Origin of the sequence: Alkalimonas sp. NCh-2 (assembly GCF_039631345.1) — a bacterium.
GTDB classification, from domain to species: domain Bacteria; phylum Pseudomonadota; class Gammaproteobacteria; order Enterobacterales; family Alteromonadaceae; genus Alkalimonas; species Alkalimonas mucilaginosa.
This window is the reverse complement of sequence record NZ_JBDIUV010000001.1, coordinates 539,804-556,342: the sequence shown is the minus strand read 5'-3', so window position 1 is coordinate 556,342 and position 16,539 is coordinate 539,804. Positions and strand designations below refer to the sequence as shown.

At 51.8% G+C, this 16,539-nt stretch carries 14 protein-coding genes; 6 read left to right on the top strand and 8 right to left on the bottom strand.

The genetic code is table 11. The annotated features are described in order from the left end of the window. Nucleotides 1–49: 49 nt before the first annotated feature. From ABC502_RS02675 to ABC502_RS02655, 5 genes are all read right to left on the bottom strand, one after another. Nucleotides 50–2,728, bottom strand: a complete 2,679-nt coding sequence (locus tag ABC502_RS02675) for a glycosyl hydrolase family 18 protein (protein ID WP_345914794.1) — start codon at nucleotides 2,726–2,728, stop codon at nucleotides 50–52. Between the two features lie 65 nt (nucleotides 2,729–2,793). Further along, nucleotides 2,794–4,938: a glycosyl hydrolase family 18 protein gene (locus tag ABC502_RS02670; RefSeq protein WP_345914793.1), complete on the bottom strand. Its 2,145-nt coding sequence runs from the start codon at nucleotides 4,936–4,938 to the stop codon at nucleotides 2,794–2,796. Nucleotides 4,939–5,209: 271 nt separating this feature from the next. Beyond that, nucleotides 5,210–6,829: a DUF3300 domain-containing protein gene (locus ABC502_RS02665; protein ID WP_345914792.1), complete on the bottom strand. Its 1,620-nt coding sequence runs from the start codon at nucleotides 6,827–6,829 to the stop codon at nucleotides 5,210–5,212. Nucleotides 6,830–6,980: 151 nt separating this feature from the next. Continuing rightward, on the bottom strand, nucleotides 6,981–8,687 hold the full coding sequence (locus ABC502_RS02660; RefSeq protein WP_345914791.1) for a lysophospholipid acyltransferase family protein: 1,707 nt from the start codon (nucleotides 8,685–8,687) through the stop codon (nucleotides 6,981–6,983). Nucleotides 8,688–8,772: 85 nt separating this feature from the next. Continuing rightward, the gene (locus tag ABC502_RS02655; RefSeq protein WP_330088001.1) at nucleotides 8,773–9,573 is read right to left on the bottom strand and encodes a UDP-2,3-diacylglucosamine diphosphatase; all 801 of its coding nucleotides are present in this window, start codon (nucleotides 9,571–9,573) and stop codon (nucleotides 8,773–8,775) included. A gap of 99 nt (nucleotides 9,574–9,672) precedes the next feature. On the opposite strand from ABC502_RS02655, the gene ABC502_RS02650 reads away from it, so the two are divergent. Continuing rightward, nucleotides 9,673–10,593 (top strand): glyoxylate/hydroxypyruvate reductase A, encoded by a 921-nt coding sequence (locus tag ABC502_RS02650; RefSeq protein ID WP_330088000.1) that lies wholly within the window; start codon nucleotides 9,673–9,675, stop codon nucleotides 10,591–10,593. Nucleotides 10,594–10,907: 314 nt separating this feature from the next. Here ABC502_RS02650 and smrA read toward each other — a convergent pair whose 3' ends face one another. Beyond that, nucleotides 10,908–11,489 carry a DNA endonuclease SmrA gene (smrA, locus tag ABC502_RS02645; protein ID WP_345914790.1) on the bottom strand — a complete coding sequence of 194 codons (582 nt, stop codon included), beginning with the start codon at nucleotides 11,487–11,489 and terminating at the stop codon, nucleotides 10,908–10,910. A 59-nt stretch (nucleotides 11,490–11,548) separates the two neighbouring features. Continuing rightward, the gene (locus tag ABC502_RS02640; RefSeq protein WP_330087998.1) at nucleotides 11,549–11,884 is read right to left on the bottom strand and encodes a hypothetical protein; all 336 of its coding nucleotides are present in this window, start codon (nucleotides 11,882–11,884) and stop codon (nucleotides 11,549–11,551) included. 195 nt (nucleotides 11,885–12,079) lie between these two features. Here ABC502_RS02640 and ABC502_RS02635 point away from each other — a divergent pair, with 195 nt between their 5' ends. The 3 genes from ABC502_RS02635 (at nucleotide 12,080) to ABC502_RS02625 (ending at nucleotide 13,372) form a co-directional block, all read left to right on the top strand. Further along, complete coding sequence (locus ABC502_RS02635) at nucleotides 12,080–12,463, top strand: hypothetical protein (RefSeq protein WP_330087997.1); 384 nt, start codon at nucleotides 12,080–12,082, stop codon at nucleotides 12,461–12,463. A 117-nt stretch (nucleotides 12,464–12,580) separates the two neighbouring features. Beyond that, a complete protein-coding gene (locus ABC502_RS02630; protein ID WP_330087996.1) occupies nucleotides 12,581–12,952 on the top strand; it encodes a response regulator in 372 nt (123 codons plus the stop codon). 126 nt (nucleotides 12,953–13,078) lie between these two features. Continuing rightward, nucleotides 13,079–13,372 carry a metalloregulator ArsR/SmtB family transcription factor gene (locus ABC502_RS02625; protein ID WP_330087995.1) on the top strand — a complete coding sequence of 98 codons (294 nt, stop codon included), beginning with the start codon at nucleotides 13,079–13,081 and terminating at the stop codon, nucleotides 13,370–13,372. A 73-nt stretch (nucleotides 13,373–13,445) separates the two neighbouring features. On the opposite strand, the gene rpsT is transcribed toward ABC502_RS02625, so the two are convergent. Further along, a complete protein-coding gene (gene rpsT / locus ABC502_RS02620) occupies nucleotides 13,446–13,715 on the bottom strand; it encodes a 30S ribosomal protein S20 (RefSeq protein ID WP_091344958.1) in 270 nt (89 codons plus the stop codon). Nucleotides 13,716–13,926: 211 nt separating this feature from the next. Here rpsT and murJ point away from each other — a divergent pair, with 211 nt between their 5' ends. Further along, nucleotides 13,927–15,495: a murein biosynthesis integral membrane protein MurJ gene (murJ, locus tag ABC502_RS02615; protein ID WP_345914789.1), complete on the top strand. Its 1,569-nt coding sequence runs from the start codon at nucleotides 13,927–13,929 to the stop codon at nucleotides 15,493–15,495. A gap of 74 nt (nucleotides 15,496–15,569) precedes the next feature. Then, nucleotides 15,570–16,523 carry a bifunctional riboflavin kinase/FAD synthetase gene (ribF, locus tag ABC502_RS02610; RefSeq protein WP_330087993.1) on the top strand — a complete coding sequence of 318 codons (954 nt, stop codon included), beginning with the start codon at nucleotides 15,570–15,572 and terminating at the stop codon, nucleotides 16,521–16,523. Nucleotides 16,524–16,539 lie beyond the last annotated feature (16 nt).

The window sequence follows — 16,539 nt, the reverse complement described above, 5'->3', positions numbered from 1 at the left end:
TTATGGTTGTAATGCGGGGCCAGGCCCCGCTGTTGGTTTTGTGCAGCACTTAGAGGCTGCAGATCAGGGTCCAGCTACCATCAGAGCCAGGTTGTGAGTTGGTCCACCAGTTGGCCCGGTAGACACTGCCCTGATACGACAGGTGATCACCACCGAGGGCATGGCTTGGATTGCCGGCCCAGTCGGTACGCGGCCATTGTGGCCATGGATAAATAGGGCTAATGCCACCACAGCCTTCACCCGGGCCACCGTTGCCTGGATCGCCATTGCCCGGATCACCTGGCAGTGCCGTTAAGTGCGGCAGCTGCGGGTATTCCTGGCTAAAGGCGTAAGACTTGCCAGCCAGTTCAATGCGCCAGCCGGTTGGCGTTGGCATTGGCAGCTGGTAATTCAGCGTCAGCTCCAGACTTTCTCCGGGAGCCAGAGCCAGATAGCCAGGCAGACTGAACTCGGCCCGATGGAAGGGGTGCTGCAAGCCACCAATGTTGTTGCCACTGGCATTGCGGCCACTGTCGATGACGCTTAAGCCAAAACCACTTTGATCGCTTAAACTATCCGGAATAGCAGTGGGCACCGAAAAGCTGATGGCACTGCCGCCAGGCAGGGTCAGTGTGCTGTGGTTGGTCAGTGTCAGGGTGGGGTTGATCGGGTAGTTCTGATCGCCCAGTTTAAAGTTATCGATGGTAAAGCGCAGATCGATGGCCTGCTCAGACAACGGCAGCTCGGAGCGCAAATGACCATAAGGAGAGGCCGATTGGAAGCTGTGGTAGAAAATCGAGGTCAGGGTATCGCCAAAGAAATACTCGCCGCGATCGCTGTGCCAGCTGTAATCACCGGCCAGTTCCCAGAACATCACGCCACCAATCTGCTGATCAATCACGTATTGCGCTTTGGTGGCAATGCTGAGTTCGTCTTCAATCGATAAGAAGACTTTTTTCTCGTTATTCCACAGCCAGGGCGCCACTGCGACCGGCTCGTAGTGATGCTGGTAGCTGCCAATCAGCTGGTGTGCCGGGTTGGTGGCCGGATCCAGCCCATAATCCTCCAGGTAAGAGCCGACAATGCCTTGCTGCAGGTTGCGTAAATGCCACAAGGGGTTGGAACCGGCCGGGATTTCCTGGCCCTGGGTATCCAGATCGTGCCAGAGGTTATCAATGCCGACGGCGCCATCGCCACAGCGGCTGACGGTGCTGCCACCGGTGCCCGGTGGGCATTGGCTCTGATCGGGTAAGGATGCCGTGCCCCAGAGGCCATGATGACCGCCTTGCACCCGTTGCCAGCCGCGGCTGTAGTAAGGGATGCCAATGTTGATCCGACCCGCCGGCAGGGCGCCACGGTAGTAATGGAAGGCCCAGTCGGTGTTCAGGTAACCCAGTTGTTGGTACTGAGCGGCATTGTAGTAATTCCAGGCCACCAGCTCAGCATCTTCACCGGTATCAAACAAGGCGGCATTGGGACCGACAAACTGATTCCAGGAGCCATGCAGGTCGTAGCTCATCACATTGATAAAATCGAGGTACTTTAAAGCATCAAACACCTCCATACCGCGCAGCAGGTAGGCCGATGACGGTACCGCCATGGTCAGTTGGTAGTGCATGCCATCTTCGACACTGGCTGCATCCAGGTACTGGCGCAGCACCCGCATCAGCTCGACAAAGGAAGCATTTAAGGCACCGCGCAGTGGGTTGGCAATGTGAAAGTCATCCGGATTGCCGGCGTCTGTCATGCTGGTTGGGTACTCGTAGTCGATGTCGAGGCCGTCGAACTGGTACTGACGTAAAAACGCAACCGCCGACTCGGCAAAGGTATGGATCCCGGCATGATTGATGCTGCCGTCCGGGTTGGTGGTCATGCTGTAAAAGCCACCACTGGCAATGCGATCGCCATTGGCATCAAAGTAACCACCGGTTTCGGCCCAGCCACCGACTGCAATCAGGGTTTTGACATGGGGGTGTTCGGCTTTGTAGCGGTTCAGCAGATTGAAATGGCCCTGATAGGGCAGGTTCGGATCCAGCTCGGCGCCCGGCACATCCGGCCAGCTCATACCGGTCGAGCTGTTATTCGGATCGGTGACATCGCCAACTGAGATGCGGTGGTTGCTGTCGACATGGGCAAAAGCGTAGTTAATATGGGTTATCTTTGACCAGGGGATATCGGAGGCCAGATAAGCCGGTTGGTCGTTTTTGCCATGACGCCAGCTGGTAAAATAGCCAATAATGCGCCGTGGGTGATTCGGGCTGATGAGCTCAATGCCGAGCTCGTCATAGATGGTGCAGTAGGGCACTTCCAGCCCTGGGGTTTGGTAAAGACCATCTGGCCGGCAGGGGGTATCGCCTGGATGGGGCTCTACCGGATCCACTGGGTCTACTGGATCAACTGGGTCGACGGGGTCTACCGGGTCTACTGGGTCTACCGGGTCTACTGGGTCTACTGGATCAACGGGGTCCACCGGATCGACCGGGTCAATGGGGTCTACAGGATCAACCGGCTCCGTGCCATCACACTGGCCAAGTGGCGTCCACTCCTGCCAGGGACCGGAATGCTGGGCTGGGCTTTGGCCCTGAGTCCACCAGTTGGCACGGTAGGCCTGTTGCTGTTGTTGTACTTCAGTACCGCTGGCGTAGGCTGTGGCATCCTGCCAGGTTGGCAGTGCGCTGCAGTCGTAGCCCAAAGCGGATGCACTGAGCAATGCCGCCAGGCTGGTTAATGCATATGGAATAGGTTTCATTGTTCGTTCTCATTATTCTGAATGTGATAAAGCCCGCTGAAACGCGGGCTATGGCTTATAGTGAGTTACTGCTCTGAGTGGCCCAGGCCCTGATGCATCGAATTCAGGATGGCGCCGTTATCGGCATCAATTTCCCAGGCGAAAATGCCGCCCAGTTGATGCTGCAGAATGTAACTGCCTTTTTCCCGCACCGAGCGCTTGGTATCCAGGCTGATCAGGGTATTGGTCGCTGGGTTCCAGACATAGCTGGCCTTGGCTTCATCATCCCAGCCGACGGTAAAGCCGTTGATACCAGTGGCTTCAGGCCCACCCATAAAGTTGGCTTCAATGGCTTTGTAATCCATAATGCCGCGCTCCCAGCCACCGGTGATGCCATCGCCGCCGGTGCCGGTAAAGGGGTTGCCAGCTACCACGCCACTGACGTTGGACCAGCCGCGGCCATACATGGCAGCACCGAGCGCGATTTTTTCTACTGGTACCCCACGGTTGAGCAGGTATTGCACGGCTTCATGGGCAGAGAAACCGTCGATCGGTGAGTTGTCGGATGGGTACAAGCCGGTCATATGGCCCAGGGTACCGCTCCAGGCACCGTAGTAGTCGTAGGTCATCAGATTGATGAAATCCATGTACGGGTGCGCATCTTCCCAATCGACTACACTGAGTTTCTGTACACCACCACTCATGGCTGCTGCCAACTCGTATTCACGGCCGGTTTCCAGACTGAGTGCATCCAGCGCTTCACGCAGTTCACGCATCAAAATGGCAAAACCGGCACCGTCTTGCGGGCTACCCAGCTCAGGCAAAGCGCCACCGCCACCCGGGAATTCCCAGTCGATGTCAATGCCATCGAAGAAATCGTAGGTGCGGATAAAGTCGATCATCGACTCGATAAAGACGGCTCTGGCTGCTGGATTGACGCCAATGTCGTACAGCGGATCGGACAGGGTCCAGCCGCCCACTGAAGGCAGAATTTTGACCTCAGGATGGGCCCGTTTTAACCGGTACAACTCGGCAAAAATACCGCGAATGGGTTGATCCCAGCGATCGCCCGGGTAGGATTTTTCCAGCGCAGCAAATTGATCGTGCACCACCACGCTGTAATCAGCTTTACCACGGCACTGGGCATTTAAGGCGGCATAGCCCTCAGGGTTGGCCTGACGCAGCGATTCATTCGGGCCACAGACCGGAATAAAGCCATAGTAAATATGGGTCAGGTTTTCTGCCGGGATATCGGCCACATGGTAATTGCGACCGTAGATGCCCCATTCCACGAAGTAGGCGGCCACTTTTTTGCCGCTGGTGTTCTGGTAGCTGCGGTTGCGCTCCTTCAATGGGTGCGGCCAGTAGGTCATGTCCAGATCGGTCCAGGGATCAAAGTCTGGATTGGTACCGCCACCTCCGCCGCCACCGCCTGAGCCTGCGGAGACGGTCACGGTGGTAGCATCGCTGTCAGTGCAGAGCAGGGCGGTGCTGCTTTGCTGGCAGAGGCTGATTCTGTATTGGTACTGGCCGGTTTGGCCGACATTCACCTGCAGACTGCCACTTTGTGCCTGTTGGCCATTGGGCGTCAGTGCAGCGCTGTGGATCACGGTATCATCCTGCTTTAATTGCCACAGATTGCCGTTATTACCCCACCACATATTCCAGCTGATGGTAAAGCTGGCGTTACCATTGATCATGGATTGATTGCTATCCAGCCAGGCAATCACTGGTTTGGCGGGAGCCGCTGGATTCACGGGTTCAGGTTCGACCGGGTCTACTGGGTCTACTGGGTCAACCGGATCTACCGGATCTACTGGGTCCACAGGGTCTACTGGATCCGAACCGCCACTGCCACTGACCTGAATGGTGGTGATGCCACTGGGTTGACAGTTTTCGGTAGCACCAGTAACCAGACAAAGTTGCACTTGCAACTGGTAGCTACCGGGCTGGGTGAGCGTCAGGTTGGCCTGGCCGCTTTGTGCTTGCTGGCCATTGGGTGTGAGCGCTGCACTATAGACAACGCTGTCATTTTTTAGCAAAGCCCACTTATTGCCGTTGGTTCCCCACCACATATCCCATTGTACAGGGATGGTGACAGCGCCGTTTTGTAGCTCGAACTGGCTTGGCATCCAGCTGATATTTGGGGTGCCAGGTGTGCTGGCAAAGACTGAGTTGCTGACAAAAAGCAAGGAACCGGCCAGACAGAGCTGGCTCAGACGATATTGCATGGTGTCCTCCAATAGAGATTGGTTATTTTTATGACTGCCTTGAAGCAGTTTAGTATCAACATGCTTGAACGAATGTCTGCCTGACGGACGGCTCCCTTGTTGCAAATGACGTTGAGTGGCATGTCCGAACTAACTATTTACCAAATGACAGCGTTGTCAAATGATAAAGTTATGATAAAGGGATAAGTTATTGAAATAGCTCTATAAAAATTTACGAACAACTGACGGGAAAGTTTACAGTGCCAGGCTGTACTGGCACTGTAAATTGAGCTCAATCCAGCTGTCGTTGCCGACGCTCGCTACTACGGCTGCTGCGCTCAGCAGCTTGCGGCCGTGGGCTGGCTGAGCGATCAACCCGGTGCGGCCGTTGTGCTGGGGCTGTGCTGTGAGCCCGATTAGGCGTAGTTGGCTGCGACTGTATCCGGCTTGGTGCACTGGGCTGTGACTGAGCCGGACTCTGGCTGCGAATCGTCTCCGGGCGAGGTGTTCTTTGCTGTGGTTGAGTGCTTTGGCGGATGGGCTCCGGTTGTGGCAGAGTACGTTGTTCTATTTGACGGTGAGGCCGGACAGCAGGGGTGCTTACCTGAGCGGGTTGCTGCAGGGTAGGCTGACGGCTTGGTAGGGCGTTGTTTTGCTGAACCTCACGCGTGCCCCGATATTCTGCAGAGCGCTGCCGCTGTTCACGAGCTGGAGTGGCCGCAGCACTGTCTGTGTTCTGACGGCGCACTTGTCGCTCAGTGAGCTGTTGCTGTCGTTGGTTCAGGTGAGCGGAACGCTCCGTAGTCGTTTGCTGGCGCTGCTGCAGCTGTTCCCTGCGTTGCTGCAGATTGCTGTCATGACGAGGTGATACTGCATCTGCCCGCAGGTTAGTACGCTGTTCAGTACGAGCTGAGCGATTGTACTCCTGGCGTTGCCCCCGCTCTGCTCTTAGAGCACTTCGCTCATGCTGACGGTAACTGGTGTTGTAATCACCACTCGGTTGTGCACGCGGGCGGCGCCACTCGCGGGCCGGACCACGTTCTTCCCGGGTATAGCTTCTGGGGCGAGGGTCGTACTGACGGCTCAGGGCTTCACGACGATAGACCACACCACGGCGATGCACCGGATTGTGTTGCCAGCGCTTGCCATGGTGCACATGCACCACCCGGGTCGGGTAATAGCGTGGTGGATGATAAAAATGATGATGGTTCACGATCACATGGCGATGGTGCCAGTGAAAACCGCTGAAGTAAAAGCGTGGCGTGACCCGGTAATAAGGCCCCCAATAGAAAGCACTGTGGGTATAGTAAGCGCCTGGATAATGCCAGTAGTAAGGCTGATGATGCGGCCACCACCAATCCCCATACACCACCCGGGTGTTGTAATAGGGGACATAGACCACTTCACGCTGACGCGGCTCGATAATGATCACATCCTGCTCACGTTGCACCACAATGTGTTCGACTTCCTCAAAGGCGCCATGGGCGTAGGCGCGTTCACGCAGCTGCTGTATGCTCTGCATCACCCAGGTTTCATCGGTTAAAAAAGCTTCGCCTAATTGCTCCAGCCAATCCAGATCGTCGCTCATGCGCTCCAACAAATCCGGAAATGCCACCAGCGCTTTGACACTGGGATCCCAGGGTTGCTGCTCGACTTGCTGCAAGGCGGTTTCTGCATCCAGTTCCGGATGCTGCGCAACCCAGCGGGCGGCCTGTACCACTTCCAGCGGGTAGGTAGAGGCAATCAGCACATGGCTGAGGATGCTGTCCGGATACAGAGCTATCGGTGCCAGCACCTGATCCAGTTGCGCCTGCTCAAAGGACTCATCCTGAGCGCTGGCTGGCAGACTTAACAGCAAAGCACAAAGTGCCAGCGGTAGCCACCGTTTAAAGGTATGGACTAAGTCAGACATGGGTGTCCTCCTGTACTCGCCATTGCCAGCGGGAATTGACCACGGCAAGCGATCAGTGCAGCGTGAAAGAGTCACGCATTTGACTAATTTATAGACGGTACAAGCTTAACTTAACCTGAATTGGCGCACTCTGCCAGTGAACTGGCCGCCATCACCCCATATAGCGTTGTTTCTTATGGGCTTTAATTTTCGTGATATCGACCAGCACCAGACCATCCATGCAGTCGGAAAAATCCGGATCCAGGCCGAAACTTAAAAAGTAAGCACCACCGGCGTCACAGATCTCGCTGTATTGTTTGTACAGGGTGGGGATGTTGAGTCCCATATTGGCCAGTAAATGCTTCAGTTGACTAAAATCAGCGGCATAATCGTTACCACAAAACTGTTGGCGCAACTCTGGCAGCAGTTGTTCATTCAGTACATAAGGATGGCGCGATACTGCAGGGGACGCCGGGTGTTGAAAATAAAGATTGTAAAAGTACACCATCAGATCGCGCGCGGCCTGCGGGTAGCTGTTGGATAAACTAACGGCACCATAGAGGTAGCGAATATCCGGCCGCTGTTTCAGGTAGGCGCCGATGCCATACCAGAGATAATCCAGGCTGCGCTTGCCCCAGTACTTGGGCTGCACAAAGCTTCGGCCCAGCTCAAGACCTGCTGCCAGATAGGGCTGCATGCCGCTGGAAAAGCGAAACAGGGCGTCGCAGTACAAGCCAGACTGCCCATGCTTGGCAATAACTGCAGCTGTATCGGCAAAACGATAGCTGCCAACGATATCCAGCTCTTTTGGATCCCACAGAATTAAATGCTGATACCAGCTATCGAAGGGATCGATATCGCGCCGCTTGCCACTGCCTTCACCAACAGCCCGAAAAGCCACTTCACGCAAACGACCAATTTCACGCAATATGGGGGAGCTGCCCTGATGCTGATACAAATAGATTTGCTTGTTATCGGCGGTTTCGCCCAATAGCTGGCACGCTTCCACCGCCTTTTTCAACACTTTACGATCTTCTGGCAAGGCAATGCCGCTTTGGGTTTTAAACAGCGGGGCTTTGTCGGTGCCAATCCGATACAAGTGCTTTTTAAATAACTTTGCTCTGGCTTGAGGCTCCAGCGCCAGGCTGGAGAAGCTTTCAAACGGGATCAGTTCACCGATACGAATTTGCAACTGCTTCTGGCGTTGGCGAAACATTTCACGGACCAGCAGCATGGTAGCCAGTGGTTTGTACAACATGGAAGCCAGATAAAACTGCCAGGAATTGCGCCCTTGCAGATGAATCGGCAGTACCGGTGCCTTGGCCTGGGTTGCAAAGCGAAGAAAGCCATGGTGCCAGCGACCATCGCGAATACCATTGGGCTTTAGCCGGGATACCTCACCGGCTGGAAAAATAATCAAGGCGCCTTCTTGCTGCAAATGCTGTGCGATGTTATCCAGCAGCTCACGGCGGGTTTGACCTTGCATGGCATCAACTGGAAATAGTAAGGAGTGCAAGGGAGGCAAGGTCATCAGCATTTGGTTGGCGACAATTTTTACATCGGGTCGGATTTCGCTGATCAGTTTGATCAGTGCCAGCCCATCCAGCGAACCAATCGGATGATTGGCAATGATGACTACCCGACCATCGCTTGGGATCCGCTCCAGCTCTTGCTCACGCACTGTGGTTTGAAACTGAAAATACTCCAGCACTTGCTCGACAAAATCCAGCCCTTGCAGATGGGGATAGGTCTTTGCAAACTGCATGAAATCCTTTTCATGCAGTAGTTGGCGGAGTAGCCAGGTGGTGATTTTTTTCAATCGTGGCTTGTGATCAAGCTGTGGTGCTTGTTGTTGCAGCATCTGCTCAACATTCAACATGGAACTGCTCCCAACCGGTTTGGCTGTCTCAGGCTAACGCAGCGGTATGGCAGTTTGATGGCGATTTTATGACCTTTCTGTGACCTCAGGCGACTTTGGATAAGGTGGTCATATTTGCCTTGACTGGCTTTGGCCAGACGGACAACTGTTGGCAAGTCTCAGCGCAATGATAAAGCGCCAGGCTGCCATCTCTGGTTTCCACCAAAGCCGTACAACTATCAATCCAGTCACCATCGTTGCAGTAGAGAATTCCATCTTGCAGGGTAATTTCCGGGTGATGAATATGGCCGCAGACAATACCATCGTAACCACCGCGCTTGGCACGTTGCACGGCGGCATCCCGGTAGCGGGCTATGGCCTGACGAGCGCCGGGGACTTTGCTTTTAATGTAGGCTGACAAGCTGAAATAGGGCTGGCCTAAGGTGCGGCGAAAGCGTTGATTCCAGCGGTTTAGGAACAGCAATAAATCGTACAGATGATCGCCCAGCCGGCGATGCCAATGCGCCAGTTGCACATGCTTGTCAAATTCATCGCCGTGCAGCAGCAACAAACGCTGACCTGAGTGGGTAATATGCTGGCTGCGTAATTGCACCTGAATGGCGCCGAAGTTCTTACCGGCGTAGAGCCGAAAAGCTTCGTCGTGATTGCCAGGCACATAAATAATCTCAGTGCCTTGCTCTGCCATTTTCAGCAGTTGCCGTACCACCTGGTTTTGCTGAACTTTCCAGAACACCTGGCGCTGCATGGCCCATAAATCGACAATATCCCCCAGCAGGTAGATTTTGTCGACCTGACAATGTTTCAGGAAATTCAGCAGATAGCCTGCCTGACAGTTTTTACAGCCCAAATGAATATCGGATAAAAACAAGGTTCGGCAGTTCAGCATCGGTAGGCACCATGGTATCTTAACGATGTGGTCAGCTTGCCGATGCATTGCGTCAGTCGGGTGACAATGCCCTGAAACTTTTATGACAGTGAGCTTTATATGTCGATAGCTTTGGTGATCCCGGACCGGGATTTGAGCCGTTTGGTTGCAGCCCTTCAGCAACACTTACCTGAGGTCGTCATTGAGCAATGGCCGAACATTAACCAGCCAGAGCAGGTTGAGTTTGCCGTGGTGTGGAAACAACCTGCCGGAAGCTTGCAGCAGTTTCCTGCCTTAAAAGCGATTCAAAGCTATGGGGCGGGTGTGGACTCCATTTTGCGTGATCCACATTTGCCAGCTTTACCGCTAAGTCGTATTGTGGATCCAAAGCTGGCGATGGCAATGATCCGTTATTTGGACGCTGTGCTTCGTAGCTATCAGCTCCGGCTGGATCAATTTGCCCGTCAGCAGCAGCTGGCGCAATGGCGACCGCGGGGACCTCGTCCGATCAACCACATTTGTGTGCTTGGCTTAGGGGAGCTAGGACAGGCGGTTGCTGCTCATTTTGTTGACGAAGGGTTCAGCGTAACTGGCTGGTCCAGAAGCTTAAAGCAATTAGCTGGTGTGCAGTGCTTTGCTGGAACGGATGGTTTTCCGGCAGCTGTTGCCGCTGCGGATCTGGTGATCTGTTTATTGCCACTGACTTCGTTGACCGAAGCCTTGCTGAATGAGCAGCAGTTCGCCCTATTCAAAAAAGGGGCTATTCTGATCAATGTTGCTCGCGGAGCTATTGTCGATGATCGTGCTTTGTTAGCCGCGCTTGACAGTGAACAGTTACAGGCTGCTTGTCTGGATGTATTCAGTCAGGAGCCTTTGCCTGCTGCGCACCCTTTCTGGTCGCACCCTAAAGTCACCGTTACTCCGCATATTTCTGCTGTGACGAATATAGACACTGCCGTCAATCAAATTGTTGAAAATTACCGTCGTAGTCAGGCTGGCACGCCATTGTTGCATCAGGTCGATAGTGACAAAGAGTATTGATTGTGAAAAGCACTGTATAAATACACACTTGTTGTAAATAAACTACAAGTTGTCTACACTAGTTGGCAGCTTAACCAGTTAAGCTAACTTGCTCACAACAATAAAAAATTAAGCGCTGAGGTAATTTTTATGAGTAAAGCGTCCAGTCGTGGTTTTGGCTTTACCGCAATTGTCATAGTTGTTTGCCTGATGGCACTATCAGCATTTTTGACAAAAGCCGAAGCCTGTAGCTTCCTTTTTTGAAGCCAGGAATGGATGGTTAAGGATGATCAAAAAACCCCGATTTTTCGGGGTTTTCCTTTTAATTCAATTGGTTAAACTCGTTTGCTGTGGCGCTCTCTGTTGTCACGCTTTTGCTGTTGGTTCTTTTGCAACAGCACATAGCTGGCGGCATAACCACCATGATGGCGTTGTGCCGTGTGGCAGGCCAGCACTTCCGGGATTTGGCTGAGCCATTTGGCACAATAACTTTTTAAAATGGCTGGATGGGGCTTGCTGTTGCGGCCTATCCCATGATGGATCAGTAACGTCCGAATACCGCGTTGATGGCAATCCTGGATAAAATCGAATAATTGTTTGCGGGCGAGTTGTAAATTTTTCCCCAGTAAGTTCAGAGTAGCATCCAACTGATATTTACCAAGGCGCAGGTTGCGGTAGACACCTTCCTGCACACCATCTTTTTTGTAGGCAATCAAATCGTCCGGTTTAAGCAGATCCACATACTCCATGCTGAGGTAATTGGGATCAAACTCCATGTCTTGCTCTGCAGCTTCACGCCGAGCCAGTTGCGCCAGCGTAGGTTGGAACTCTCCAGCCTCAGGCGCCATTTCATTATGCTGTAAAGGCCGGACATCGGCCATTTCTTTCAGAAAATCATTCAATTCATCTGTCGACACAGCTCAACCTGATCATCCAGTTACTGATAGGCTAATTATACGCTGTTCGGTAGCTGACGTCATGCGGCTGTCGCTGCAGCTGAACTGGCCGGGCTATTCACTGTCGGCGTTGGCTCAGTGGTCACGACCGTTTCAACATCAGGCTCAGCGGCCAAAAGCTGGTTGGTTTTGTGGCGTTGCCAGGCGAACAAACCGAGGTAATAAGCATTGATCAGCAGCACCAGTAAATTTGAGATCACACCTTGTGGGATAGCGATAAATAAGTAGTAAATAAACATCAGCGCACAGCCAATTAAAGTGGCTAACCGGAGCCAGAACACATCTTTAATAAAAAAGGCACCAATGCAGATAGCCAGACCAACCCAGCTAATGACATCGTATACGGCTGCTTCCATTAGTTCCCCCTGAAAAAGCTATGCGAATGGCGCGCATTATCTGAGCAGAATACAATTGCATCAACTGAGTAATTTTGTATGATTCAACTTAGTTTTTCTAATGGTTTGGTTTGAGCTTGGGGGCAAGTGGCATGGCTGGTAATATTTCTAAGGCGAGCTATGCTTAAGGTTGTTTTGTAGTCACTGAGGTGGCGGATGGTACCGAATAAACTCTATGAGTTGTTGCCTTATGTTTATGTGTTTTCTGGTGCCGTGATCATAGCGTTGCTGCCAGGTGTTGCTGTGCTTACCACTTTGTCAGGCATACTGCTGTTGATGACCGGAGGCTTGGTCTGGGTGCTGCGCTCCGAGCACCGTCGGCGTGATTTGGATACTGCGACCGTATCAGCTGGTATGCTTCCTTTTTGGCTGTATGAGCTGCTGCCTTTTCTTTACATCAGTACGGCACTGCTGCTGTTTGCTTGGACCAGCGACCCCTATTTCTATCCTTCAATGGTTATTTTTCTGGTGGTTGGTCACCAGCTATGGTTATTACGTGGCTTGCAACGTCATCATCAAAAGCCACCACGGTTCGCCTGAATATTAAATGCTGCAGGATGGCTTGGCCCTATGGTTTGTTTTTGTTAGTATGTACTGACATGGAGTGGTATTGGGCACGCAGGTTTTTGTGTTCAGGATGGAAAGGAATGCTGGCAAATGACAAAATCAATGTTGCGTGTGTTGATTGTGGATGATGTAGCTGCTGTTCGTAGCTACTTAAAACAAATTTTGTTTGCCGTTGGCGTTTCTGATGTAGTGGAAGCAGCTGATGGTGCTGAAGCCACATCACTGTACCACCAGTTGCAGCCTCAGCTGATCTTTATGGACATACAGCTGCCTGATATTAATGGCAAAGAGCTACTGCGTCAGTTTAAATCCATCAATCAAAGCAGTCAGATTGTGATGATATCGGCATTTTCCAGTGTTGATAATTTACGGGCCAGTATCGCAGCTGGTGCCCATGCTTTCGTGGTAAAGCCATTTTCTGCCAAGCGCATAATGCATCTTGTGCAATCTTATCTAAATTAAAAATTTACACTTATCGTATTTTTTATGCATACTATGGCCTTTTATGTAAAGCGTCGGGCGAATCACTTGTGAATTTTCTGTCGACAGGTGATAATAAGCCGTCTAGACATTTAGGTGTAAAAGAATATGAACCTACAAGAAATGCGTAAAAACTCTGCCAAGGCAGCCAAACTCTTAAAGGCAATCTCCAACGAGCGCCGTTTGCTTATTCTCTGTTATTTGCTGGAAGGGGAAATGTCTGTCGGTGAGATGAATGAGCGCTTAGAGCTTAGCCAATCGGCCTTATCGCAGCATCTCGCTCTGTTACGACGTCATCAGTTGGTCAAAACCCGCAAAGAAGCACAAACCGTATTTTACCGCATTGAAAGCGATGAGGTAAAAGCCGTAATGAAAGTGCTGCACGATCTTTATTGCGCCTGATAACCAGCAGGCGATACAGATTTACAGATACAAAAAAACCGGCTATAAAGCCGGTTTTTTGTGTCTGGCACAATTAAGCAGCAGACAAACCCTTGATATGGGCATTCAGGCGCGACTTATGGCGAGCTGCTTTGTTCTTATGGATCAGACCTTTGTCTGCCATACGATCCAAAACTGGCACCATTTTCTTAAACGCATCCTGAGCAGCGGTGGCATCACTTACCAGCACAGCCGCATAGGTTTTTTTGATAAAAGTACGCATCATTGAACGCTGGCTGGCATTATGCTTACGGCGTTTTTCAGACTGAATTGCGCGCTTCTTAGCAGACTTGATGTTAGCCAAGGTAACACTCCTAAAACTAGATAAACCGGACTCTTTAAAGGCCGCATAATATGCCTACTTTACCAGCGCTTGTCAAATGGTTTATCAGTGCTTCGCTGGGGTTATTGCAACTAAACTGCAGCAGTTACTGAATTTAGTACTGGTATTTGCGGGTAGCTACAGGTGAAAATAGCCGGCAGCGATTATAAACCCCTGAAACAGAGGATAGCCGGTGGCTGAAAAGTTATTAAAATCAGGCATTATTGTTAGCAGCATGACGCTGATTTCCCGTGTGCTGGGTTTGCTGCGCGATGTGGTGATTGCAGCTTTTGTTGGGGCAGGGGCTGCTGCTGATGCCTTTTTCTTTGCCAACCGAATTCCCAACTTTTTACGCCGCTTGTTTGCTGAGGGCGCTTTTGCCCAGGCTTTTGTACCTGTACTCAGTGAAGTTAAAGAAAAGCACGGCGATGATGCGGTGCGGGCACTGATAGCCAAAGCCGCTGGTACTTTGGGCGTTGTGGTGACTCTGGTTACCTTGTTTGGTGTTTTGGCATCGCCTTTGGTAGCTATGTTGTTTGGTATGGGGTGGTTTATTGAGTGGCTGCAAGGTGGGCCGGATGCAGAGCGCTTTGAGTTGGCCAGCCTGATGCTTAAAATAACTTTCCCTTACTTATTCTTTGTCAGCCTGGTGGCCCTTTCCGGTGCCATTCTCAATACCTACAACAAATTTGCCGTTGCCGCTTTTACCCCGGTATTTTTAAATATTGCCATCATTGTTGCTGCGGTTTTTGTTGCCGATCATTTTGATGAACCAGCTCTGGCTTTGGCGTGGGGGGTGTTTTTTGGTGGTTTGTTGCAGTTGTTGTTCCAACTGCCTTTTCTGGCTCGCGCAGGTCTGTTGGTGCGGCCACGTTGGGGCTGGCATGATCCTGGCGTTGTAAAAATACGGACTTTAATGCTCCCTGCAATGTTTGGGGTATCCGTCAGCCAAATCAATCTTTTACTGGATACAGTGATCGCTTCTTTTTTACTGACAGGTGCAGTCAGTTGGCTGTATTACTCCGATCGGTTGCTGGAGTTTCCGCTGGGCTTGTTCGGTATTGCTATTGCAACAGTGATCCTGCCCACTTTATCGCGTATGCATGCCAAAGCCAGCCAGAATGAGTTTCGTGCGACCCTGGACTGGGCAGTGCGCTTTATTGCCCTGTTTGGTTTGCCGGCAATGGCAGCTTTGATGGTTCTTGGCAAACCCATCATTGCTGTGCTCTTTATGCGCGGTGAGTTCAGTGCCTTGGATGTAGACCGGGTGTCGTACAGTTTATTTGCCTACGCCTGTGGTTTATTTAGTTTTATGCTGATCAAAGTCTTGGCTCCGGCTTATTATGCCCGTCAGGATATGAAAACACCGGTGCGTATTGGCATTATTGCGATGGTGTCCAATATGGGACTGAATTTACTATTGGCACCATTTCTTAGTTATGTTGGTCTGGCACTTGCCACGGCACTATCGGCCAGTTTGAATGCTTTCTTACTTTATCGTGGCCTGAAAGCTATAGATGTTTATCGGGTTTCTACCTACAGTGTAGGGTTTCTGTGCCGGGTGTTGCTGGCCAGTCTGGGGATGGCCGCGGTGCTTTGGTGGTGGTTGCCGGAAATGACCTATTGGTATCAGCAAAGTATGGGCTGGCAACTAAGTCAGCTGCTGCTTGGCTGTATGCTTGGTGCTGTCACATACTTTGGCTTGTTGTTTGCGTTTGGTGGCAGGCCAGGTCATATCCGTCGACAACGTCATACAGGATGAAAAGCCTCGCATTAGCAGGTATAATCGCCTGCTGATTGCACTTGGGTGCGGCTTAGAGTGGTGTTAAGGCAGGCATGGAGTTTATTCGCGGTTTACATAACATCAAGGCGGAACATCGTGGCTGTGTGCTGACCATTGGTAATTTTGATGGGGTGCATTTAGGCCATCAGGCCGTGCTGGCTCAATTGATGCAAGTGGCGAGGCAGCGTCAACTGCCATCCTGCGTGATGGTCTTTGAGCCTCAACCACTGGAGTTATTTGCACCCGACCAGGCACCAGCCAGGCTGAGCCGTCTGCGGGAGAAATACCTTGGCCTTGCCAGGCTTGGTATTGACCGGTTGCTCTGCGTTAATTTTAACCGGCGCTTTGCTGATTTGGCGCCTGATTATTTTGTCGAGCAATTGTTGTTGCAACAGTTAGGCGTACAGCATTTGATCGTCGGCGATGATTTTTGTTTTGGAAAGAACCGTGCCGGTAATTACGCACTGTTGCAACAGGAAGCGGCGCGCTTCCAGTTTGGCCTGACCCCAACCGCTAGCCTGAAACAGCAGACGCAACGCATTAGTAGCACAGCCATCCGTCAGGCACTGGCGGTTGACGACTTGTTATTAGCAGAAGCCATGCTGGGACGACCGTTTTCATTAATGGGGAAGGTTCGTCATGGCCGACAGCTGGGGCGGCAGTTGGGTTTCCCTACCGCCAACGTCTGGTTGTATCGAAAAAAGCTGCCGGTGCATGGTGTCTATGCGATAGAGGCCATCACAGATTTCGGGTGCTATCGGGGTGTGGCCAACATAGGTTCACGACCAACAGTATCGGGTAAAACTGAGCAGCTGGAAGCTCACCTTTTTGATTTTAAAGGTGATTTGTACGGTAGCCAAATTGAAGTTTTGTTACGGCAGAAACTGCGTAACGAGCAGAGCTTTGCCAGTGTTGCAGCACTGCAGCAACAAATTCAGCGGGACGCGGAAGCGGCCCGCGCCTATTTTCAGTCGTCAGCCTCTGAGCAGGTTGAAGCCAATCAATAACGATGACGGACGAATA

Excerpts from the sequence above, each read along its gene's own strand:
- ABC502_RS02675 (WP_345914794.1), bottom strand. The coding sequence starts at position 2,728 with ATGAAACCTATTCCATATGCATTAACCAGCCTGGCGGCATTGCTCAGT.
- ABC502_RS02670 (WP_345914793.1), bottom strand. The coding sequence starts at position 4,938 with ATGCAATATCGTCTGAGCCAGCTCTGTCTGGCCGGTTCCTTGCTTTTT.
- ABC502_RS02665 (WP_345914792.1), bottom strand. The coding sequence starts at position 6,829 with ATGTCTGACTTAGTCCATACCTTTAAACGGTGGCTACCGCTGGCACTT.
- ABC502_RS02660 (WP_345914791.1), bottom strand. The coding sequence starts at position 8,687 with ATGTTGAATGTTGAGCAGATGCTGCAACAACAAGCACCACAGCTTGAT.
- ABC502_RS02655 (WP_330088001.1), bottom strand. The coding sequence starts at position 9,573 with ATGCTGAACTGCCGAACCTTGTTTTTATCCGATATTCATTTGGGCTGT.
- ABC502_RS02650 (WP_330088000.1), top strand. The coding sequence starts at position 9,673 with ATGTCGATAGCTTTGGTGATCCCGGACCGGGATTTGAGCCGTTTGGTT.
- ABC502_RS02640 (WP_330087998.1), bottom strand. The coding sequence starts at position 11,884 with ATGGAAGCAGCCGTATACGATGTCATTAGCTGGGTTGGTCTGGCTATC.
- ABC502_RS02635 (WP_330087997.1), top strand. The coding sequence starts at position 12,080 with ATGGTACCGAATAAACTCTATGAGTTGTTGCCTTATGTTTATGTGTTT.
- ABC502_RS02630 (WP_330087996.1), top strand. The coding sequence starts at position 12,581 with ATGACAAAATCAATGTTGCGTGTGTTGATTGTGGATGATGTAGCTGCT.
- ABC502_RS02625 (WP_330087995.1), top strand. The coding sequence starts at position 13,079 with ATGAACCTACAAGAAATGCGTAAAAACTCTGCCAAGGCAGCCAAACTC.
- ribF (WP_330087993.1), top strand. The coding sequence starts at position 15,570 with ATGGAGTTTATTCGCGGTTTACATAACATCAAGGCGGAACATCGTGGC.